This is a genomic window from Monashia sp. HAY1-11D, from assembly GCF_056868035.1.
Map to the genome: position 1 here is coordinate 345,579 of NZ_CP200320.1, position 21,855 is coordinate 367,433.

Here is a 21,855-nt window from a genome sequence, read left to right on the forward strand (position 1 = left end):
GTCAGCAGTGCTGGATGCGGTCCCAGATCGCCACCTCGGGTTGTGCTCGGTGACCTTGCGGAAGCTGTCCGTGGAGCGCGTGGTCGAGGTGGCAACACGTGCGGGGCTGGGCTGCATCGAGTGGGGCGCCGACGTGCACGCGCCACCTGGTGACCTCCCCCGGCTGGACGAGGTTCGCCGGCGCACCGAGGACGCCGGCCTGCGCGTGGCCTCCTACGGCTCGTACTGGCGTGCGGGGGTCGATGACATCCGGCAGGTCCGACGTGCCATCGAGGCGACGCAGAGACTCGGCGCCCACCGTGTCCGCATCTGGGCCGGTGCGGTGGGATCGGCGCACACCGATCCCCCGACGCGCCAGCGCGTCGTCACGGCGACCCGGGAAGCGGCCGAGATCGCTGCGGGACACGGGGTCTCACTGTCGTTCGAGTTCCACGCCGACACACTGACGGACAACGCCCAGAGCACGCTGGATCTCCTCCGGGAGGTGGACCATCCCGCCGTCTCCACGTACTGGCAGCCCCCCAACGACGTCCCCGACGCTGCCGCCGTCCGGACGCTGACCCAGGTGATCGACGCGGTCAGCGCCGTTCACGTGTTCTCGTGGTGGCCGGCAACCCACCGCCTGCCCCTGCTGGGTCGCCGCGACCTGTGGCGTGCAGCCCTCGACGTCCTGGCGACACGGAAGCCGGTGGACCTCCTGCTGGAGTTCGTCGTCGACGACAACCCAGACCTCGTGGCCCAGGAGGCTCAGGCACTGCGTGCCCTCACGGACGGGAGCACCCCATGACCGAGACGCGCTCAGCGGCACTGGCCATGGCCGCCGATCTTCCACATCGGCTCCTCACCCCTGCCGCCGCGGCCCGCCTGAGATCCGTCTACGACGTGGACACGGCTCGGACGATCCGTGACTTCTCGAACGAGGAAGAGGCCGCCCTCGCCGGCGTGGAGGTCCTCATCACCGGGTGGGGCTGCCCTCGCATCGACGCCGAGGTGCTCGAGAGGCTCCCGAACCTCAAGGGGGTCCTGCACGCCGCAGGGTCCGTGCGCGGCCACCTCGACCCGGCCGTCTGGGCCCGAGGCATCGCGGTCACCTCGGCCGCGCAGGTGAACGCGCTGCCGGTGGCCGAGTACACCTTGGCCATGATCCTGCTGAGCGCCAAGGAGGTCTTCCGCGCCCAGCAGCTCTACCGCCCCGGTGGCCGTGTCGACACCCTCGAGGAATTCAAGGAAGCCGGCTGCTACGGCCGACGCGTGGGGCTGGTGGGCGCCTCGAGCATCGGGCGTCGCGTGCTCGAGCTCCTGGCCCCGTTCGACCTGGAGATCTGGCTGCACGACCCCTACGTGAGCGACCCGGAGGCCGCCCGGCTCGGCGTCCGGCTCGCCGGCCTCGACGAGCTGCTGAGCTCGTGCAGCGTGATCAGCCTCCACGCTCCCCTGCTCGACTCGACCCGGCACATGATCGACGCGAGGCGCGTCGGCCTCATCCGGCAGGGCGCCACGCTCATCAACACGGCACGCGGAGGCCTGGTGGACCACGACTCCCTCGTGACGGCGCTGGTCTCCGGCCGCTTCCGCGCCGTCCTGGACACGACCGACCCCGAGGAGCCACTCCCCCACGGCTCGCCGCTGCTCCACCTGGACAACGTCGTCGCCACCCCGCACGTCGCGGGCGCGCTCGGCAACGAGCTGTTTCGCCTGGGGGATCACGCCGTCGACAACGCGGTCCGTCTCGCAGAGGGCCGCGAGCTCGTCGGCGCGGTCACCGCCACGCAGCTGCAGACGATGGCCTGACCGGCCTGTCCGGTCGGACCCGGCTGACGGCCCTAGCCCATCCGTCGGGGCGGGGTGCTCTCGCGGATGAGGACCTGGCCGCGAATTCGGCGGGTGCGGTGCGGCTCCCCCCTGCGGCCGTCGTGACGAGCTCGAGCGCGGTCTCGCCCATACGCTCCAGCGGCAGGCGAACCGTGGTCAGCTTCGGATGCACGTCTCGAAGGGTCGCGATGTCATCGAAGCCGGCAAGGGCCAGGTCCTCGGGCAGGCGCAGTCCTGCGTCCCGGCAGGCGGCCATGGCCCCGACGGCCATGACGTCGTTGACGGCCACGACGCAGTCGAGCCCCTCCCCGGACGTCAGGAGATCACGCATCGCATCGTGCCCGCCGTCGCGCGTGAACGCACCCTCGAGGACCACCGGCGCGGACAGTCCCGCTGCCGCGAGGCCGTCGCGGATGCCTTGGACGCGGTCGCGGGCGGTCAGCAACCGCGTCGGCCCTCCCAGGACCGCGAACCGCTGGTAGCCGAGTGACGCCAGCTGCTGGGCCAGCGCCTTGGCCCCGCTGCGGTTCTCGACGACGACGGTGTCCAGCGGGAGCTTCTGCTGGCTGATGACCACGACGCGACCCCCGGCGCGCTCGAAGGCTTCGCACTCCTCTCGCAACCGAGCCAGCAGGTCGGGATCGTCGACGCGGCTGCCGGCCAGGATCACGGCCCGGCTCCGCTGTCCCCGCAGCACCTGGACGTAGTCGAGCTCCCGCTCCGGACGCCGCATCGTGCTACCGAGCGTCACGAGCAGGTGCTGGTCCTCCGCGGCGCGCATGACCCCCGCGGCGATGGCGGCGAAGTAGGGGTCCGAGATGTCGTGGACGATGAGCCCGACCACATTGGTCCTGCCCCGCGCCATCGCCTGCGCAGGTCCGTTGGCCGCATAGTTCAGCTTCGCCGCGGCGGCGAGGACGCGCTCCTTGAGGTCCTGCCGAACCTTGCGGGTGCTGCCGTTGAAGGCGCGTGAGGCGGTCGCGAGGGACACACCGGCCTCGTTGGCGACGTCTTGAAGCGTTACCGGCCCCGGCGACATGGCATTCACGGCAGATCCTTCGTCGAGTTGGCGGGCAGGCCACGGGAAGCGCCTTCCGAGATGCTAGCGCGCTCCGGTCAGCCCTTGAGGCCGGCCGAGGCCATCCCCTCGATGAAGTACCTCTGGGCGGCGATGAACAGGGCGATCATCGGGAGCACCGCCAGCGAGGCGCCCGCCATCAAGTAGGCCCACTGCACGTTGAGAGGGTCCTGCGAGAAGATCGCCAGGCCGACCTGGATCGGCCGAAGTGAGTCGTCCCGCGTGATGAGCAGAGGCCACAGGAAGCTGTTCCACGCAGCCCCGATCTGGAAGACCGCAATGGTGATCACGGCAGGTCTGATGAGCGGCAGCATGATCCTGACGAAGACCCCGTACTCGGACAGCCCGTCGACCCGGGCGGCCTCGGCGAGCTTCCCCGGAAGGCTGACGAAGAACTGGCGCGCCAGGAAGATGTAGATCGGGGCGATGGCGTGCGGAATGATGAGACCCCACCACGAGTTGAGCCAGCCGGTACCGCCCTGTCCCGTGATGCCGTTGCCACCGAAGAACGGAATGGACTTCACCACGAGGAACTCTGGGATGAGGATCGCGTAGAACGGCACCATGATGAGGACGACGACGAACGCGTTGAGCGCCTTGCGGCCCCGGATCGGCGTGCACGCAAGGGCGTAGCCGGCGGACGTGGCAAAGGCCAGGGTCAGGGCCGTCTGTCCGACCGTGAGCAGCGCCGTGTTGAGGAAGTAGCGCGCGAAGGGGGCAGCCGCCAGTGCCTCCGTGTAGTTCTGGAACCGCAGCTGCTCGGGGATCCAGGAGAACTCGGTGAGCTCGGACGGCGACTTCAGCGACGTGAGCAGCATCCACACGAACGGTGCGACCATCGCGACGGCGCCCAGACCCATGACGGCCGTCAGGGCGTACACGCCGCGGCCACGGCGACCGGGGGCGGTGTGCGGCCTATGCATCGGAGCTCACCTTCTGAAGCCGCAAACCGACCAGCGTGAACACGCCGATGAGCACGACCAGCACGACGGACTGGGCAGCCGCATACCCGAGCTTGAGGCCCTGGAACGCCTCCTCGTAGATCTCGTAGGTCATCACCGTCGAGCTCGACCCGGGCCCGCCCTTCGTCATGACGAAGACCAGGTCGAACACCTGGAAGGAGGCGATCGTCGAGGTGACGAAGACGAAGAAGTGGGCAGGGCCGAGGGCTGGCCAGGTGACGTTCCAGAAGGTCTGCCACCGGTTGGCGCCGTCCAGCTGCGCAGCCTCGAGCTGGTCCCGGCTCACACTCTGAAGGGCCGCCAGGTAGACGACCATCTTCGCGCCGAGGCCCTGCCAGACCCCCACGAGCATCAGCGACGGCAGTGAGAGGTTCGGGTTGGTGAGCCAGCCTTGGGGCGGCAGTCCGAAGAGGCCCAGGACGCTGTTCGCCAAGCCCACGTCCGGCTGGAAGATCCAGAGCCACACCGTCGCGACCGCGACCGTCGCAGTGACCTGGGGCATGTAGTACAGCACGCGCAAGGCCCCCCGGGCGCGGATACCCGAGTTCAGGCCCAGCGCAATCAGCAGAGCGACCGCCATGGCGACGGGGACCGTCACCAGGGTGTAGAGCACCGTGTTGACCAGTGCCGTCCGCCAGCGGTCGTCGGACATGAGCTGGAGGAAGTTGTCGGCGCCGACCCAGTGGTAGCCACCCAGGAACTGGTAGTCGGTGAAGCTGAGCGCCACGAGCATGACCATCGGCAGGAGCAGGAACACCGCCGCGTGGATGAGCGCCGGCGCCAGCATCACCCAGCCGGCGCGCTTCTGCGACGCTTGCAGGTCCTTCACGGGTCGCCTCGTGGCCCCCGGTGGCGGGGCAGTCTTTCGCCCCGCCACCTCGGTCCTGATCGCTGTCATGCTGACCTGCTTCCGGTCGATCGCCGTGACTACTTGCTCGCCAGGCCCTGCAGCACGGTGGCCGCGTCGGCCTTGCCGAGCAGCACCGTGTCCAGCTGCGCACCGAAGTTGTTGCGGACCTCCAGCCAGTTGGTGCTGCCGCCCTCGAACACCATGTGGTCCAGCTGGGTAGCCGAGAAGGCGCTCGCGGGGTTGCTCTTCACGACGTCGAGCTGGTCGACGCCGTCCACGGCCGGGACGCCGAAGTTGAGCTTGGCGATGTCCGAGGCCGCTTCCGGGGAGCTGAGCAGCTTGACGAACTCGTAGCTGGCCTTCGGCAGCTGCGACTGGGCGCCGACGGATGCGAGCTGGCCGCCGGAGAACATCGCGGTGTCCTGCTCCTTCAGGTTGAAGAACGCCAGGTCGTCGCACCGTGGCTGCCCCACCTTCGCGCAGTCGACGTAGCCGCCGGCCACCCCCATGGCCGCCTTGCCGGTGAAGACGAGGGGCTGGCCATCCGGGGATGCGAGCCCGAAGTCACTGACCTTGTCGTCGTTGATGAGCGAGGCCATCTCGTCGAGCGCCTTCGCACCCTCCGGCGTGGCGAAGTTCGCCTTGCCGTCCTTGTACATCGGCTGCCCGAGGGAACCCAGGAAGGTGACGAAGTCCTGACGGTAGGCCGACGGCGGGGCCCAGAAGTCGAACCCCGCCTGGGTGATCTTGCCACCGTCGCGCTTGGTGAGCTTGATGGCATCCTCACGAAGCTCCGCCCACGTCTGCGGAGGCTTGGTCGGGTCCAGGCCGGCGGCGGCGAAGGCCTTCTTGCTGTAGGCCATCGGCTTGGGCCCGAAGATGAGGGGCACGGCGTAGATCTTGCCGTTGTACTCGGCGGCCGGCAGGGCCGGGGCCGCGCCCTTGCTCAGACTGTCCTTCGTGACACCGAACTCGCTGAGGTCCTTGAAGACCCCCTTCGATGCGAACGGTGGGATCCAGCCGATGCCGGTGACGTACACGTCGTAGCCCTGGCCGGAGGCGATGGAGGTGGAGATCTTCTCGTTCAACGTGCCGAACGTGGCGAAGTCGGGCTCGACCTTGACGTTCGGGTACGTCTTGTGGAACGCGTCGATGACTTTCTGGAGGGCCGCCTTTCCGTCGTTGCTCGCGGGGTACGAGGGCACGAGCACGCGGATGGTCCCGGATGCCGATGCCGGGTTGTCGTCGGCACCGCCGCCGGAACCGCTGCCGCAGGCGGACAGGGCTGCGACGGCGGCCACAGCAACCACTGCGGAGGGGGCGAATCGCTTGAACACTTGAGCCTCACTTCGTCGAGCGGAATGCGCTTTCCCGCCAACTATAGGTGTAGGTTGATCGGACGGGCAAGCCCTTTCCCGCTTCCTTTGCAACCCAGTTCGCTACCGCAGAGGTCGATGGCGCACACGGTGCCAACGATAGGAGCCACGCATGTCGCCCAGCCGGCCGAGGCCCGACGGCAGACCGGCCGCACGGCCGACCAGCCCCGGGGAGCTGCCCAGATGGCTCGCTCTTCCCGGCTACCTCGTCCTCCTCAACCTGCTCGCACTGCTGGCCTCACTGCCCGTGGTGACGGCGGCACCGTCCGCGATCGCCCTCCAACGCGTGCTGGAGCGGGTTCTGAGGGATGAGGAACCCGCTCCCTTGGCAGCCTTCTGGCGATCATGGTCGCGCGCCCTTCGGGACTGGACGCATGTGGGGCTGGTGCTCGCCGTGGGTTCTGCCGGCGCCGTGCTCTCAGCGGTCTTCTGGCTCCAGGTGGCCACCCCCGTGGCCGCCGTCGCGCTGGCCTTCCTCCTCGTCGCGACCGCCGTGGCGACGGCCACGTGGCTGGCGGTGCTCGAGTGCGCGTCTCACGCGAACCCTCCGACCGTGCGCCGGGCCGCGCGCTTGCTGCCTGCCGTCCTGATGCGCTCCCCCCTCGCTGCGGCGGGCGGTGTGGTGCTCACCTTCGCCTGGATGGCGCTGGTCGGCCAGAGACCGGCCCTCCTGCTCGTGGCCGGCCCCTTGGTTCCTGGGTTGGTGAGCAGGTGGGCGTTCCACGGGCGCGCAGCGTCACACGAGGAGCCCTAGCCACTACTGCACCCCGGTGCGCGGCCCGACCGAGCTGCTCGAGGCCGCCTTGGCAGCGGTACCAGCGAAGGGTGGAGCGCCGCCGCGCTCCACCCTTCGGCGGAGTCAGTCAACGACGCGGCACTCCCGGACCTGCACGTTGCCCTTCGTGTCGCAGTAGACGTGATGGGTGCCGACCGCGTAGGTGCCCGCGGCGTTGTTCGCGATGCTGAACGTCCTGGTGGCGACCTGCTGTGACCCGTCGGTCATCGAATCCGTCACCGTGACCGTGAGATCGTTCTGGCTTGCGGATCGCCGGACCACGGATGCCGACGCATCCATGGCGATCGGCGTTGCAAACGAGAAGAACAACGAGTTCGCGGCCGTGGATGCCGGCGTCGCCGTCTCCTGTTGAGTGCTGAGCCGAAGGCTGACCTTCGCGTCGTTCGGCGTGGAGGGCGATCCCTCGACCGCCAGGTCGACCAGACGCCCGTCGTGCGCCAGGTAATAGCGCCCGACGCCGGTGCTGCGGACCGCGAACTTCTCCGCTTCCCCCACCTCGAGCGGCCCGGCAGCGATGACGTTCTCGCCCCCGACGGTCGTCGAGGTGACGCTGAGGAAGCGCCCGGTCGTCGCATCCTGGAGCGAATAGGTCTCGTCCGGATTGGTCACCAAGCGGAAGTACGGCGCGTGCTTCTGCTCGGCACTCACGGCGACTGTGGAGTCGTCCTGCACCGCCAGGTAGGAGTTCAGCGTCTCCGTGGCGTAGCCAGCGGGGATCGTCCCTCCCGGGGTCAGTGTCCGTGCGGCGAGTGGCGCGTCGCCCCACTTGCTGACCTCACCCCACGTGCGCTGGTACCACGGCGTGAGCATGGTTCGCAGCTGGAGGTACGGGGCCACCGCGCCGGTTGCCGGACCGTTGTACATGGTCAGCGTGTCGAAGTTCACGTTGTCGAAATGGACGAAGCCCTCGGGTCGCGACGCCTGCGCCGCCCGCTGCAGCCACGTGGTGTCCACCCCGGCAACCTTCGAGTAGTGCGCGAGCGCGTTCTCGTAGACCGGCCGGAGCTGACCTCGCAGGATCGACTGCTCGTCCATCGTGGTCCAGTAAGCGGAGCCGTCGGTACGCCCGAAGATGTTCGGCACAGGTTCGGCGCGCAGGTCCCCTTCGCCACTGAAGAGGTTGTACTGGGCGACCCAGTTGAACGCCCGAGCCAGCTTGTTGTCGTCCAGGCTCCACAGGTCGACGCCCTGGCTCTCCGCGATCCTCGAGATGTCGGCCATGAGCCCGAGACCGAGCTGCGCGTGCGCCTGGTCGCGGGCACTCTCGTGCACCTGCCCCCAGTCCGTGACGTAGTTCTCGATGGATCCGTTGATGAAGGGGCTCTTGTACATCGAGACCGCTCGGTCGAAGATCGGCTTGCTGTCGGTCAGCACCCCGATCGCTACGAGCGAGGCAATCGCCGCGCCGTCCCAGTTCCCGTTGGCGATCATCGGGGCGCCCGCATCCTGGATGTCGGGGTAGACGACATCCAGCATGAGCCGCTGGAACGAGGCGAACCCCGCGTCCGAGTAGCCGGCGTATCCGCCGTGGTAGTAGCGGACGATCTCAGCCGCGTTGACGTACTTCAGCGTGGCGAGGCCTGCCCCGAGGATCTGGTCGCGACCGTCGATCTGCTTCAGCGTCGATGACCAGCCGTCGAGGATCTCGACCACCTTCTGCGCGTACCGGTCGTCGCCCGTGATCACCCACCGCAGTGCGAGGAAGTAGGCGGCGGCGCCCGAGGTCTCGTAGTCGGAGATGTTCCCCGATCCCACGGGCGACCCGCGGCCGACGGCGGTGCGGAAGACCGGTTGGAAGTCCGGCGACGACATCGAGTACGGAACCGAGTTCTTCAGGCGCAGGTAGTCGGAGTACCAGGGTTCCTCCTTCTTCGCGATGTGGTCGTGCATGGCCTCCAGCTGCGCACCCGTCAGCGAGACCCCCGGGTGGTTGAAGATCTGCACCTCGACCGTGGTCGTGACCGCAGCGGGCCCACCGTCGTATCGGACGGTGTACTCGTGCACGCCCGTCGTGACGCCGTTGAGCGTGGCTGCGAGCACCTTTCCGTCGAAGGAAGCCACGGCGTCGCCGTCGACCGTGTAGTGGGCGGCATTCGTGTCACCGTGGACCGGAAGCCAGGCGAGGCGGACCGACGAGCCCGTGACCGACTGCTGGACCTCGAGCAGTTCGGACTGCACGGGAGTGAAGGTGAACAGGTGCTGGGTCCGGTCACCGGGTGTGACCGCTAGACCGCTTCCACTCGCGTGCACGGGGGACACGGCCGCCTCGGCGCCGTCGCGCAGGGCTGCGAGGTGGCTCGCGATCGTGTACTTCCCGGATGCGGGATAGCCCTTGATGGAGAAGCGCTCGTTCCACGCTGCATCGGCTGCCGTGGCCGTGACGAGGTAGTCCGCCCCGGACTTCGAGTAGTACGGTCTGCCCTTCGCACCCTCGTAGTTCTGGATCGTCAGGTACTTCCCGGTGTCCAGGCTCTTGATGGCGTAGGAGGTCTGCTGCCCGCCGCCCAGTCCTTGGTAGTCGGCCGCGGTGTACCTGTACCCGTAGATGGCGAACAGGCCGGCGGCGTTCACGTCGGCGACTGCGTGGACTGCACCCGTCGCCTTGTCGACGGCGAGATAGGTGCCGTCGCCGGCGGCGATGTGGACGACTGCCTGCGCGGAGGCGCCGTTGGACGGGTAGTCGGCGAACCGCTGGGCGATGGGATAGTCGACGGCTGGCTCGTCGGTGACGGAGGCGACCTGCACCCATGGCCGGTCCGCCGCATTCGGCGCACGCGTGGAGTAGACGTCGGTGCCGGCGATCGTGAGATCGTCGACTGCGGTGGTCGTCAGATGCACCGTGAGCACGTCGCTGTGCGCCGCCTTCGCAGACTTCGCCAGTTCCGTGATGTCGAGCGGCACGGCGGAGGTGCCCTGCGGTGCCGTCGCGGTGACGGCAGGTGAGCCCACGATGTCGAGGGGCCGAGTGTTCCAGGTGACGTTCGACTCAGACCATCCGGTGGTCGTCGGCGAGCCTGCGTTCGTCAGGTACTCGGTGCTTCGCGTGGCGACCAGTGTCGCGGCGTTGTTGTACTTCGTGATGTTGAGGACGACCGAATCGAGCACCGCGACATCGAGCTGGGAGATGTCGAGCCGGAAGTAGGCGTGCCCGCCCTTGCCGACCACGAGGTTTGCGGCAGTACCGAAGTTCGTCGCCGGCGAGGTCGACCGCACGTAGACGTTGTCCTCGAGCAACGCCGCTGCTCCGGTCGCCCGGCTGGGCGTCGCGGTGGCGGTGACGGACGCGATGGGGAGCAACGCCGCGAGGACCAGGCCGACGATGGTTCGCACGCCGCGACGCGCCGTCGGTGGGGCGTCGCCGCCTGATACAGGTGGAGTCGATCGGTGGGACATCATGCTCCTTCGCATTCAGGGACATAGGGGCCGCCGTCACAGGCCGCCACAATGGATACGGCGCGACATCCGGCCGGTAAGGAAAGCGCCTTCCTGCAACCGCGAAGGGGCTCGGTAGCGGCGTTCCGTCTCGGTGTGTCTTGTCGGTCAGGTGACGGTGACGGTCACCGGCGTGCGCGTGATGTCGTGGCCGTCGTCGCCGATCAGGACGATCGGCTGGTCACCGCTCTGGCGCGGCGTCCACACGATGACGTTCCCCTCGAGTCGAGCGCCTGGCGGCAGTGTCTCGGCACTGATCTTGACCGGGTGCCCATCGGGGTCGTAGGCAGTCACCGGGACACGGACCTCGGAACCGGTCTTCACCGAGTCGGGGACCTGCACCGTGACCTGCGGCGGTGCGGCGTTCACCGGGTCGGCCTGCACCTGCTCGAGGACCAGCGGCGCATCGACGGAGATGAACAGCATGTGCGCCCGCTTCGGCGACGGCGTGAGCGGCAGCCGTGCAGTCCTGAGCAGTCCGTCGGGCGACGCGGGCAGCACGCCGACCGCAATCGGGTTCGATTCCACCGTGTCCGAGTACACGTTCACCGAGACCGGCAGGGCGCTGCGGTAGGTCATCGCCAGGGTCTCCGCACCCGACTTGAACTCGACGAGCGGCAGGGCGATCGTGCTCTGTGCCTGCACGAGCAGGGCGGAGTCTGAACCCATGACGGTTGACCGCCCCGCGGGGGTGCCCATCACGGCGGTTGCGGGGGTGGCGAGGTAGGGGTCGACGCCTTCGGTCCAGCGCACCGTTCCCAGCGACACGTCCGCGCCCCCGGTCTGCACGAGGTAGACGTCCTTGCGGCCGAGGACCGCTCGCGCCTTCTGCGCGCGCTGCACCGGCAACCAGGCGCCGCGGGTGTCCGGCAGGGCGTAGGTCGCAACGGCCGGCCCGTCCGGTGATCCGGTGCGCAGCTCGAGCGTGGCCGGACCGGTCGTCCGGACGTTGGCCGTGAAGGACTGGGATCCGCTGTCGAAGTCCAGGTCCTTCCAGCCGAGCGAGGAGCCGGTCGAGAGAGTGACCGAGCCGTCCGGGCCGGGCTTCGTCCCATGCTGGACGGGTGCGGCGGCCGCCGCGTTGTCCAGCTGAGCGGAGCCGGACGCGACCTTGATCCAGTCCACCGCGCCCTGCCAGTGGTACACGTTGTTCGACCCGGTGAACGTGAGCACGATGGTGTGCTTGCCGCTGAGCGGCCGGGTGAGCCGCGTCGCGGTGGTCTGGAAGATCGTGTACCACCCGGTCGGGGCGATCGTGGCGTTGCCGATGAGCTCACCCGTGGGCGAGTCGAGGTGGATGGCGACCTGGGTCGGCACCGTGGTGCTGGCTCCGCCCCGAAGCAGGAACGTGTCGCGCGGGATGTCACCGAAGTCGAAGTCGGCGTACTTGATCCACCCGCCTTGCTGGATGTCACGCACGATGAGACGGGAACCGTCGGCGTCTACCCAAGGGTCGTTGCGGATGTCGTTCTTGCCGGACGTCTCCGTCCAGTCGGCGGCGGCGACCCGCTCGAAGGAGGGGTCCGGGCCGTAGTTGCCGTCGGGGGCCGGCGGACCGGCGGGCGGCACGGACGACGCGGCCGCGGCCGGGCTCCAGAGCAGGTCGTTCCAGTCGGAGCCGATCTGCTTGGCCATGGCGGACAGGTACGGCATGTCCTTGTCGGGCACGCCGAGCTGGTAGTGGTAGTGGTTGTAGATCAGGGCCTTCAGCGGCGAGTTGACGTTGAACTCGCTGAGCTTGCCGGTGAACTCACCGCGAGTGGTGGGCGACACCGTCTTGTAGACGGTGGTGGGGTTGAGCTGGTGCGGCGTCCATGGGACGTCGTAGCCCAGGTTGTACTTGGCGAAGAACTCCGCACCCGAGAGCAGTCGGTTGTCGTGGTAGGTGAACAGGTCCTTCCCCGCGTCGCCGAGCCTGCCCTCGCGGGACTGGATCCAGGTGGTCTGGGCGATCTCGGCAAGTGTCGTCAGGTCGCCGTGAGCGTGGGGCTGATCACGACCCATCTCGTTGAGCTGGCCGTTGTCGCGGATCTGACGGTCCAGGGAAAAGTCCTGCCCGGGAACGGGGTTCGTCCCGATGGTGGCACGGTTCAGATACTTCGCGTAGAGCGCCTTGTCGTCGAGGAAGACCGCAGCAGCGAAGAGCGCGGTGTGTCCGTAGCCGGCCTGGTTCTGGAACATGTCGTCCCGGTCGACGCCGACAGGAGGTGGCGATGCCACGATTCGCAGTAGGTGGCTGAACGCGGCAGTGTCCGCGTCGGTCCAGCCGGATCCTTTGGTGTACCTGAGGATCTCGGCGGCGCTGGCCATCCGTGCAACACCCGGTGCGGCATGGATGAACTCGGTCAGGTTGGTCAGCTTGGCGGACCACTGACGGATGATGTCGAGCGCCTTGTCCCGGTGGGCCGGGTTGCCGGTGACGTACCACTCCAGGGCGTTCGCGTGGGCCGCGAAACCATCCGTGCCGATGGTGTACTCGATCGGGCGATTGAACCCCTCGACGACCGCCAGCGGCCCCTGCAGCTGGTAGCTGCTGCTCGCGCGTGGGTCCTGGCGCACCGACTCGTAGGCGCTACGCCAGGGTTCCACACCCTTCTGCACCATGTCGCGCATGAGGTTGAGCTCCTCGCGGGAGCTGACGATCCCGGGATGAGCGAAGCCAGCGTCGCTGACGACGGTGCCTTCACCGCGGCCGATGTTCGGATCCACGATGGCCGAGCTGCCGGCTGCCGAACTGACTAGACCATCAGCGCTTGGAACGGCGGCGTTCGCCGGAGCGCCGGAGCCGATACCGCCCAGGGCGAGTGCAACCGTGGCGGTGAAGAGTGTTGCGAGCAGCCGACGCTGGCTACCCAGGGAAACGTGCATTGCGATCTCCTGTGACCTTCTCGATGTTTCGGCCGCCCCTGCACGTGCGCGCAGGCCAGCGTCAAAGCGCCGGGCTCCCGTTCGCTCAGCCGGCCAGACAAGCCGCCGCGGTGTCGCCGATTCCTCTGTGCCAGTTGGTCGCAGAGGTGTCCACTGAAAGTGCCAGACGGGAATGCGCTTTCCAACTTCGTCGATCACGGTACTCGCCGGGGTCACCGAAGATCAACCCCCGACCTGCAATGGATGACATCCGGGTCACCAGGGAGGGCCGTCACCGACGTTCCGTGGGACTTCCCGCCGGGCAGGCGCGAGTCCGCACCGCAGTGGTGTCCTGTCAACCGAGCTGGGCGCGGCCGTGCGCGCGGAGGCCGTCCGGCTGCTGAAGGGGAAGGACCCTGTCGCGGTGGCTCATCACGCTCCTGGGGCCTCTTCACGGCCGCAGGCACTCCGCGTGGTGCTGTGTTGCCCGTTCACTCAGAAGGCTGGCAAGGGCTGCTGGGCGTTGGGGCCCTGCCTGCGTGCCTCGAGCACTGCGTCTCCCAACCGCTCCCGAGCCACCGCCAGGCACGCGTACACCGCTCCTCGTGCCACCGACAGGCCGAGGACCTGGGTCACCGTCCTGACCTCGGGGACCGCCGGAAGGCTCCTGTCAAGCCGGCTTCGCACCTCGGGGAGGACTTCGTCGACGAGCGGGCTGAGCCGACCCACGAAGAAGACCGACTCCGGGTCCAGCGTCACGGCGACGGCGGTGACGGCGGTGACGACTGCCGTGGTGAAGGCATCCAGCACCTCGGCACGCGGACCGTCGTCGTGGGGTTGCAGCCACAGGTCTTCGACGCGCTCGAGGGCCAGTCCCCGCTCTCGAGCAAACCGGAGCAGACCGCTGACGCTGAGGAGCCCGTCGAGGGGCTCGGCGCCGACCCCGGAGAACAGCACACCGATGTCGCCGAAGGCAGGCGTCCGTCCTCGGAGGAGCTCCTGGTCGGTGCAGCTGGCGACGTTGAGGATGCTGCTCACGCTGAAGAGAGCAGCATCTCGCAGGGTGGTGTCCTCGACGAGGACCCCGAGCAAGGACGCGTTGGCATCGCTGTCGAGGAGCACGGGAGCGTCGACCAGGTCGGCCAGGGCTCGCTGGAGGCCAGAGCCCGCGAAGACCGTCATCGACTCCGCCGGGCCGAAGATCTCTGTGCCGTTGCGGACCCGGCCGGGCACCGCGACGACGACCTGGCGCAACGGCCCCTCTGCCGCGGCGCTGGTCTCCGCCATCAGGGCGACCAGCCACTGCGCGGTGTTCCCGACCTCCTCGTGGGTCACCGTGGGCACGATGACCTGTCCCAGCTCGCGACCCCTGAGGTCGGCCACCAGGACACAGGTCGTCTGCATGCCGAAGCTGATGCCCACGACGTGCCCCATCGTGCCGGGCACGTCCAGGTACGTGGACCGGCGGCCACGGCCGGCGACCTCGTCGACTCCGCCGTCGACGACGAAGCCGTCCACCCGAAGCTCCTCCACGGCGCGCGACACCGTGGCCTTGCTCAAGCCCGTCAGGTCGATGACCTCGTTGCGCGTCAGCGGCGCCCGAGACAGCAGCACGTCGAGGACGGATGCCTTGTTGTAGTCGCGGGACGTGGGGTTGCTGCTCACGCGAGGACCCTAGCGATGCGGAGTCGGTCAGGGCTGCTCACGACGGCCCACCCCGGAGCTGGGCAACGACGGCCGCCAGGGGCACGGCCAGGGCACGTTCGACGTTGACCCAGTCGTCCTTGGCGTGGGCCAGGAGGTAGTCGCGCCGTTCCGGCACGCGCTCCGCGCGCCAGTTGGTGATCAGCGCGCGGAGCGTGAGCCGCGCCAACGCGGCCGCCGGCAGCAGGGGCAGCTCACGGTCGCTGATCGGCCGGGCGCTCTCGTAGCCGGCGACGAAGCCGCAGGCCTCCCGCCACGGCTGCTCCGGCGTCCGGCCCAGCAGGTTCGCCATCGCCACCGCGGGATCGAAGATGACCGCGCTGCGCATGGTGTCACCGAAGTCGATGACACCGGTGACGTAGTCGACGCTCTGCTCGTCGACGACCACGTTGTACGGGCTGTAGTCACCGTGGATCACCTGCGTCTCGAGGTCGTCCAGCCTCGGGACGATGGTTGCCTCGAACAGCTGGAACACCCTGTCGGCCAGCCGGCGGTGCACGGCATCCGGGGTGTGCTCGACGAGCTCGGTCAGCTCGTGGAAGTGCCGGATGTCCCACACCAGGCCCCGGCGGTCCGCCGGGTGCGCAAACGCCTCGAGCGCCACGTCGACTCGTCCGAGCATCTGGCCGACCTTGGCGAGCTGCTCGCCGTCCGGGTTCACCTGAGCCCAGACCGCACCGTCGACGAAGTCGAAGACGCGCAGCACCCGGGCGGTGCCGTCACCTGCCTCGATGAGCACGTGGTCGCGTCCGTCCACGGTCAGCCTCACCCGCTGGACGGGCAGCTCGGGCGATGCGCTTTCGAGGAAGCGCATCGCGGCCGTCTGAAACTCGACGACCGCCCGGGCCTCGTCAGGTGGTGAGACCTTCACGAGGTAGCGGGCCGAGTCACCCCTGAGCCGGAACGTGTCGTCCTTCTCCGTCGCCAGCGGGTGGAGCCGTCCGGAGAGGTGGTAGTGCTCGTCGAGGAGGAGGCTGACGAGCCCCACGTCGATGGGCGTGTGCGACGACCCCATGCCGCTTTCGGCGAAGAGCCGTTCAGCCGGGCTCGAGCGTGGTGAGGCGTGCACTGTCGGTCCCTTCGGCCGGGCTGCTACAGACGGTCCTTGGCGACCTCGGCGAAGGTCTCCAAGAACCGGGTCACATCGGCGGAGCTGAAGGCCAGCGGAGGACGGACCTTCAGGACGTTGGCACCCCGGGCGGTGCCGCTGATGAGGATTCGACGATCCCGCATGTCGTTGATGACGTCCTCGGCTCGGGCCCGGTCCGGCGCCCGCGTCTCCAGATCCTCGACGATCTCCACGGCGACGTACAGACCGCTGCCGCGCACCTGGGCGACGTGCGGTGACTCGCGGGTGATCTCCTCGAGTCCGGCTCGCAGCGCCGTGCCGTTCTCGAGGACGCGCTGCTGCACGTCCTCCTCCTCGAACACGTCGAGCACCGCGGCCCCGGCCGCCACCGGGATCGAGCTGCCGGCGAAGGTGTTGAAGTAGCGGACGTTGCGCCCGAACTCCTCGGACACCTCGGGCCGGAAGACCACACCCGAGAGCGGCACTCCGTTGCCCATCGGCTTGCCCAGGGTGACGATGTCCGGCAGCACGCCGTGGCGGGCGAACCCCCACATGGCGTCCCCGAGGCGGGCGAAGCCCGACTGCACCTCGTCCGCGATGTAGACGCCTCCGGCGGCGTGGACCTCCTCCACCACGGCCTGCATGTAGCCGACCCTGTCGGTGAAGATCCCGTCGCTGCTGTAGGCGCTGTCCGTGACCAGGGCCGCGAGCCGGTAGCCGTGGCGCTCGAGGTCGTCGATTGCGGCACGCACCTGGGCGCGCATGTGCTCGGCCAGCGTGGATCCGGGAGCAACGAGTCGCGGGTCAGGCGGGTCGATGAGCCGGACGTTCGGTCCCAGCGGTGAGCCCTTGCCCAGAGTCGGTGAGAACCGCGAGACCTCGCTGGTGATGCCGTGGTAGGCCCACCGCGTCACGATGATTCCCTCACCGCCGGTGTGGTACTTCGCCACCCGCATCGCGAGGTCGTTGGCCTCCGAGCCGCTGCAGGCCAGGCTCAGCTTCGACAGGCCCTCGGGGAACGTCGCCAGGAGCCGCTCCGCGTAGTCGACCAGCGCCTCCTGGACGTAGCGCGTGTTCGTGTTGACCGCCGCCATCTGGCGGTGGACCGCTTCGACGACGTGGGGATGGGCGTGCCCCACGCACGGCACGTTGTTGTAGGCGTCGAGGTAGTCGTTGCCGTCGAGGTCGAACAGGTGCGCTCCGCGACCGCAGACGAACTCCACCGGCTCGCGGTACATCAGCATGTAGCCCGGGCCGAGCACCTCGTTCCGCCGCCGGATGGTCTCCTGGAGATGCTGCGGAAGTGTGCCCACCACCCCGGGGTCGAACCCGTTGGGAAAGCCGGCGATCGCTCGGCTGAGGCTGGAAGACATGGTGAGGACCTTCGTCGCAGCTCAGATGCCGAGCAGCGTGTTGAGCTCGTCCAGGGACTTCACGACGGTGAGGCCGTAGCCCGGCGGCACCGGGTCGTAGCCGCGGTCGAGGAGCACGAGGTTGCGGAAGCCCATGTCGTGCATCGGCAGCGGGTCGTAGCGGGTGTGCGAGGACACGTGGACGAAGTCCTCGGGCTTGGCGTCGAGCTGGTCGAGCATGTACTCGAACGCGGCGTACCGGGGCTTGTAGTAGCCGGCCTGCTCGGCGGTGAAGACGGCGTGGAAGGGCGCCTCCAGCCGCGGCACGCTCTCCTCGAGGAAGTCGTTGCTGGCGTTGGAGAGGATGACGAGCTTGTAGTGCTCGGCCATCTTCTTCAGCGGCTCCACCACGTCGGGGTGCGGGCCCCAGCTGCGCACGCCGTCGGCGAACCGCTTGCCCGCCGTGGGGTCGGACTCGATGCCCCACTTGCGGCAGACCCGGTCGAAGGCGCTCTGCAGCACCTGCTCGTAGGGGTAGTACGCGTCGAGGACGGCGTCGTAGCGGTAGCCGCGGAACTCGGCGACGAACTGGTCCCACTGCTCCGCCGGGATCTGGTCGCCGACCAGCTCCTTGGTGATCGGGGTCATCGGCCAGCTGATCAGCGTGCCGTAGCAGTCGAACGAGACGTACTTCGGCCGGAAGGTGGAGGTGCTCATGGTGCGCCTTTCGATGAGTGTGCGTGGGAGGACGGACCCTCGTGCTGGGCTCAACACTAGCAGACTTAGTTCCAGTTGCAAACTGAAACATGAACTGACAATGCCGAGCAGACCTGCGCTCGCCCTCCAACTCACAGCCGGCCAATCTCCCACCGAGCGCGCGCGTGTGTCACCGTGGAGATCCGGACCGGTGACGCGGCCCCGCGGGCCTGCTCACCCCGGACCGGAACTGCACGGACTCGCTCGCCCCGCCGCGGCGCCCCCGGACCCAGGCACTCGCCTCCCGGACCTGGCCACCCGAACGCGGCGGGGCGCGCCACGTCCGGCCCCGGGGCGCCCGACGCGTCCGGCGCCCTCCCCCGACCCATGGTGTCCGGAGCGCCCGACCGGGTACGGCTCCACGGCACCAGCGTCGGAGAAAGGATGGACAGCATGAGTGTCACGAGCTTCCAGGACCTGCCGCTCGCCGACCGCGACCGCGAGTGGGACGGCGACGCCGCCGAGAAGCGGGTCCGCGCCTGGGCCGGCGCCGAGGAGGAGCCGAACGAGAAGTACCGCGACGCCCACGTCTGGTACGACAAGGACAAGAAGGACAACTTCACGGCCTACAAGCTGCTCATCGCCGACGTCATCGACGGTCGGCTGCGTGCGGTCCCCCGTGGCGTCATGGCGGCCGCCGCCGTCATGCAGGGTTCCCGCGGTGGTGTCGACCTGCCCTCCTCGGATGTCGACCGGGTCCGCAGCCATCTCGCGAAGTACTACGCCAAGATGGGCGAGGACGCCCCGTGGGAGCGGGACTGAACGCGTCCGCAGGCAGTCCGACGCGCCCGCAGGGAACTCGCGGGCGACCCGGCCGAGGTCACCTGCCGACCTGTTCCAAGCCGGCGGGCGCCGGGTACGGCGGGCACATGAGCAGAACGGTTGCAGCGATCGTCGCCGAGCTGGCGCAGGTCGAGGACGAGGTCCGCTGGGCCTCCCTCGCCTCCGGTACCCGAGCCCCCGACGCCTCGCGCCTCGCCGAGCTGAGTGCTCGCGAGGACGCGCTGGTGCGAGAGCTGCGAGCCGTCGACGTCAGCATCGACCTGTCCGTCGCGCCGACGCCTGCCTGACCAGCCCGATCGGCCGGGCCTGAGCGCGCCCGGCGCCCAAGGACCCCGGCAGGATGGGCCCACACTCCGCGTCAGCCCGTGCCACGATGAACGCGTCGCACGACGAACGGAGCGCCTGATGGCCACCGACCCCGCCCACGGGTTCCTCACCGAGCCGCCGGTGACCGACGCCGTCCGCGCCTCCTTCGAGGGCGACCTCGGCACCCAGGGGTTCGTCATGAACCTGTCGCACCTGTGGGCGCACCACCCGGCCGCGCACGACACGCTCTTCGGACTCCTTGCCGACATGGTGCGCCTGGGCGGCCTCACCTTCCGGCAGCGCGGCATCCTCATCAGCGCCGCCGCGGCCACGGGCAGCGACTCCTACTGCGCCCTGGCGTGGGGCAACCGGCTCGCCGGCGAGGCGGGCCCGGACGTCGCCGCGGCGGTGCTGGCCGGCGACGACGCTCCGCTCGACCCGGCCGATGCCGCACTCGCCGGCTGGGCGCGCACCGTCGCCCGCGACGCCAACTCCACGACACCCGCCGACCTCGAGCCGCTGCGCGCCGCCGGCTTCGACGACCGGCAGATCTTCGCCATCACCGTCTTCGTCGCGCTGCGGCGGGCCTTCTCGATGGTCAACGCCGCCCTGGGGGCGCTGCCCGATGCCCAGCTGCGCTCGGCCGCGCCCGGGCCGGTCGACGAGGCGGTGTCCTTCGGCCGCCCCAGCGCCGGGGCGCCCTCGGCGACGACGCTCGGGGGCGCGTCGCCGACCGCCGCCGGCTAGCTACGCCTCGTCGCCACCCTGCACGGCGACCCCGCGCAGCAGGGCGAGGTAGTCCTCGACCGGGCGGGCCCCCGGTACGGCGGCGAACCCGTTGGCCAGGACGAACGGCGTCACCGTGATGCCGAGGTCGCGGGCCTGCCTCTCGTCGGCGCGCACGTCGTCGGCGTACGTGTCGGACGCGAGCACGGCGGCGACCCGCCGCTCGTCGAGGCCGCACTCGGCGCAGAGGCGCTGGAGCACCTCGTGGTCGTCGAGCGCCTGCCCCTCGCGGAAGTGCGCGGAGAAGAAGCGCTCGACGGCAGCCGCCTGCAGGGCCCGGCCGCCCATCTCGCGCGCCAGGGCCACGAGCCGGTGCGCGTCGAAGGTGTTGGCCATGACCGCGGTGTCGAAGTCGAAGACGAGGTCGTGGGCCTCGGCCGCCTCGATGGCCTTGGCGTTGAGGATGTGCCCGGCGACGGGGTCACCGTTGGTCCGCGAGCCGATCTGGTCCTGCGCGCGGTCGTTGCGCCCGACCGGCCACTCGGGGTCCAGCTCGTAGGCCCGCAACCGCACCGACACGTCGTGGGGCCGCTCGAAGGCGTGGATCGCGGCCTCGATCCGGTGCTTGGCGATCCATGACCACGGGCAGACGAGGTCGCCCCAGACGTCGAGCTCGATGAGGGTCGTGGACTCTGCGGCAGCCTGGACGGTCATCACGTCATCCAACCACGCCGGCGAGGAACGACGTCGCGCCCCCGACCCGTTCGGGTCGGGGGCGCGACGGAAGCCACGGGTCGATCAGGCGCGGCCGTAGCCCGACGGCGTCGTCCAGATCGAGTGGTACCCGATCGTGGTGCCGGGGCGCTGCGCGTCGATCATGACGCCGGGGCTGACGTAGATGCCGACGTGGTAGACCGGCGAGCCGAAGAAGACGAGGTCACCGGCGCGGGGGTTGCTCACCGGCGTCGTCGCGGCCTTCTGCTGCGAGGCCGTGCGGGGCAGCGAGATGCCGGCCTGGCGGAAGACGTACTGGACGAAGCCGGAGCAGTCGAAGCCCGACGGGCTCGTGCCGCCGTAGACGTACGGGACGCCGAAGTAGGACTGGGCGATGCCGACGATGCCGGACGCGGTGGGCGCCGGGTCGGACAGGGCCGTGCGGGAGGCCGAGCGGGAGGAGCGGTCCGCAGACTGCTGGCGCGCGTCCTCGGCAGCCTTCTCGGCCGCGCGCTGCTTCTCGACGGTGACGTCCTTGATGACGAGCGGCTTGACGCTTGCCTGCTTCGCCGCCGGCTTGGCGTAGCCGATCGCCGAGAGGGCGCTGGCCGCCTTGAGCGTGCCGACCTGCGGGCCGACGACCGACGGGGCCGCGGTGCTCGAGCCGTCGGCGGCGCTCGCCGGCCCGGCGAACGTCGCGACGAGCCCACCGGAGGCGGCCACGATCGCGGCCCCCTTGACGGCGGGCTGAGCGGACTCCTTGGCGATGAGCTTGAGCTCGGCGATCGCGTTGAACCGACCGGGGGCGCGGTGGCGCCCGGGAACGTTCTGAGCCACGTTTGACCTCTCGACGCCTACGAGGTGAGCTGTCGGGTTCGGGCGGAATGAGGTGCTGCTCGCCCGGCCTTCACTCGGACCTTGCGGTCCACGGAGGGCTTCACCCCGAGGACGTCGTGCGACGCCCGAAGGTGGGTCCCCCGCTCCTGCCATGCGGATCGTTCAGGGGCTCAGGGTCGATGGCAGGACTAGGCGGTTCGACCCGAAGCACTCGCCCGACGGGGAGAGCGAGCGGGGCTCACGCTACCCAAGTTCCCCGCGGCTTGTCACGCCGGGAGTCGGTGATTTCAACAGATTTTCGGACAGGCCACCGCAGCTCGCCCCAAATCCCCACAGTCCCAAGGCGATCCGGGCCCGATACGAGGGCCCGATACGAAGGCCCGATACGAGGGACAGAGGGCGTGCGGGCCGGTCCGGCCCCAAAGCGGGGCAGGGCGGGCAACGGCCGGGCTCGC

18 protein-coding genes and 1 riboswitch are annotated in these 21,855 nt (G+C 69.3%); of the genes, 6 read left to right on the plus strand and 12 right to left on the minus strand.

Features of this window, described 5'->3' with window-relative positions:
* Positions 1 to 70 precede the first annotated feature (70 nt).
* Positions 71 to 787 (plus strand): sugar phosphate isomerase/epimerase family protein, encoded by a 717-nt coding sequence (locus AC1VM9_RS01490; protein ID WP_483120759.1) that lies wholly within the window; start codon positions 71 to 73, stop codon positions 785 to 787.
* Complete coding sequence (locus AC1VM9_RS01495) at positions 784 to 1,791, plus strand: hydroxyacid dehydrogenase (RefSeq protein WP_483120760.1); 1,008 nt, start codon at positions 784 to 786, stop codon at positions 1,789 to 1,791. The genes AC1VM9_RS01490 and AC1VM9_RS01495 overlap by 4 nt, the downstream gene beginning before the upstream one ends.
* Here AC1VM9_RS01495 and AC1VM9_RS01500 read toward each other — a convergent pair.
* From AC1VM9_RS01500 to AC1VM9_RS01515, 4 genes are all read right to left on the minus strand, one after another.
* Positions 1,760 to 2,803 (minus strand): LacI family DNA-binding transcriptional regulator, encoded by a 1,044-nt coding sequence (locus AC1VM9_RS01500; protein ID WP_483120761.1) that lies wholly within the window; start codon positions 2,801 to 2,803, stop codon positions 1,760 to 1,762. The genes AC1VM9_RS01495 and AC1VM9_RS01500 overlap by 32 nt on opposite strands.
* 125 nt (positions 2,804 to 2,928) lie before the next feature.
* The gene (locus tag AC1VM9_RS01505) at positions 2,929 to 3,813 is read right to left on the minus strand and encodes a carbohydrate ABC transporter permease (RefSeq protein ID WP_483120763.1); all 885 of its coding nucleotides are present in this window, start codon (positions 3,811 to 3,813) and stop codon (positions 2,929 to 2,931) included.
* Entirely contained in the window at positions 3,806 to 4,681 is an 876-nt protein-coding gene (locus tag AC1VM9_RS01510; protein WP_481342491.1) for a carbohydrate ABC transporter permease, read from the minus strand. Before AC1VM9_RS01510 ends, AC1VM9_RS01505 begins: the two co-directional genes overlap by 8 nt.
* 98 nt (positions 4,682 to 4,779) lie before the next feature.
* Positions 4,780 to 6,003: an extracellular solute-binding protein gene (locus AC1VM9_RS01515; protein ID WP_483120764.1), complete on the minus strand. Its 1,224-nt coding sequence runs from the start codon at positions 6,001 to 6,003 to the stop codon at positions 4,780 to 4,782.
* Positions 6,004 to 6,190: 187 nt separating this feature from the next.
* On the opposite strand from AC1VM9_RS01515, the gene AC1VM9_RS01520 reads away from it, so the two are divergent.
* Positions 6,191 to 6,832, plus strand: coding sequence for a DUF624 domain-containing protein (locus tag AC1VM9_RS01520; protein WP_483120766.1), 642 nt, complete (start codon positions 6,191 to 6,193; stop codon positions 6,830 to 6,832).
* Between the two features lie 105 nt (positions 6,833 to 6,937).
* Here the strand turns inward: AC1VM9_RS01520 and AC1VM9_RS01525 are convergent, their stop codons facing one another.
* The 6 genes from AC1VM9_RS01525 to AC1VM9_RS01550 all read right to left on the minus strand — a co-directional run bounded on the left by AC1VM9_RS01525 (position 6,938) and on the right by AC1VM9_RS01550 (position 17,995).
* Positions 6,938 to 10,204, minus strand: a complete 3,267-nt coding sequence (locus AC1VM9_RS01525) for an alginate lyase family protein (protein WP_483120768.1) — start codon at positions 10,202 to 10,204, stop codon at positions 6,938 to 6,940.
* Between the two features lie 210 nt (positions 10,205 to 10,414).
* Positions 10,415 to 13,372, minus strand: a complete 2,958-nt coding sequence (locus AC1VM9_RS01530) for a carbohydrate-binding protein (protein ID WP_483120770.1) — start codon at positions 13,370 to 13,372, stop codon at positions 10,415 to 10,417.
* 276 nt (positions 13,373 to 13,648) lie between these two features.
* Positions 13,649 to 14,818 (minus strand): ROK family transcriptional regulator, encoded by a 1,170-nt coding sequence (locus AC1VM9_RS01535; RefSeq protein ID WP_483120772.1) that lies wholly within the window; start codon positions 14,816 to 14,818, stop codon positions 13,649 to 13,651.
* Between the two features lie 37 nt (positions 14,819 to 14,855).
* Entirely contained in the window at positions 14,856 to 15,926 is a 1,071-nt protein-coding gene (locus tag AC1VM9_RS01540) for a phosphotransferase (RefSeq protein ID WP_483120774.1), read from the minus strand.
* A 23-nt stretch (positions 15,927 to 15,949) separates the two neighbouring features.
* Complete coding sequence (locus AC1VM9_RS01545; protein ID WP_483120776.1) at positions 15,950 to 17,299, minus strand: aspartate aminotransferase family protein; 1,350 nt, start codon at positions 17,297 to 17,299, stop codon at positions 15,950 to 15,952.
* Positions 17,300 to 17,320: 21 nt separating this feature from the next.
* Complete coding sequence (locus AC1VM9_RS01550; RefSeq protein WP_481340864.1) at positions 17,321 to 17,995, minus strand: haloacid dehalogenase type II; 675 nt, start codon at positions 17,993 to 17,995, stop codon at positions 17,321 to 17,323.
* A gap of 432 nt (positions 17,996 to 18,427) precedes the next feature.
* On the opposite strand from AC1VM9_RS01550, the gene AC1VM9_RS01555 reads away from it, so the two are divergent.
* The 3 genes from AC1VM9_RS01555 (at position 18,428) to AC1VM9_RS01565 (ending at position 19,870) form a co-directional block, all read left to right on the plus strand.
* On the plus strand, positions 18,428 to 18,796 hold the full coding sequence (locus tag AC1VM9_RS01555; RefSeq protein ID WP_483120778.1) for a hypothetical protein: 369 nt from the start codon (positions 18,428 to 18,430) through the stop codon (positions 18,794 to 18,796).
* Positions 18,797 to 18,903: 107 nt separating this feature from the next.
* The gene (locus tag AC1VM9_RS01560) at positions 18,904 to 19,104 is read left to right on the plus strand and encodes a hypothetical protein (protein ID WP_481340866.1); all 201 of its coding nucleotides are present in this window, start codon (positions 18,904 to 18,906) and stop codon (positions 19,102 to 19,104) included.
* A 118-nt stretch (positions 19,105 to 19,222) separates the two neighbouring features.
* The gene (locus AC1VM9_RS01565; protein WP_483120781.1) at positions 19,223 to 19,870 is read left to right on the plus strand and encodes a carboxymuconolactone decarboxylase family protein; all 648 of its coding nucleotides are present in this window, start codon (positions 19,223 to 19,225) and stop codon (positions 19,868 to 19,870) included.
* On the opposite strand, the gene AC1VM9_RS01570 is transcribed toward AC1VM9_RS01565, so the two are convergent.
* Positions 19,871 to 20,563, minus strand: a complete 693-nt coding sequence (locus tag AC1VM9_RS01570) for a DsbA family oxidoreductase (RefSeq protein WP_483120783.1) — start codon at positions 20,561 to 20,563, stop codon at positions 19,871 to 19,873.
* A gap of 84 nt (positions 20,564 to 20,647) precedes the next feature.
* Entirely contained in the window at positions 20,648 to 21,400 is a 753-nt protein-coding gene (locus AC1VM9_RS01575; RefSeq protein WP_483120785.1) for a C40 family peptidase, read from the minus strand.
* Between the two features lie 2 nt (positions 21,401 to 21,402).
* Positions 21,403 to 21,586, minus strand: a riboswitch (cyclic di-AMP (ydaO/yuaA leader).
* Positions 21,587 to 21,855: the final 269 nt, after the last annotated feature.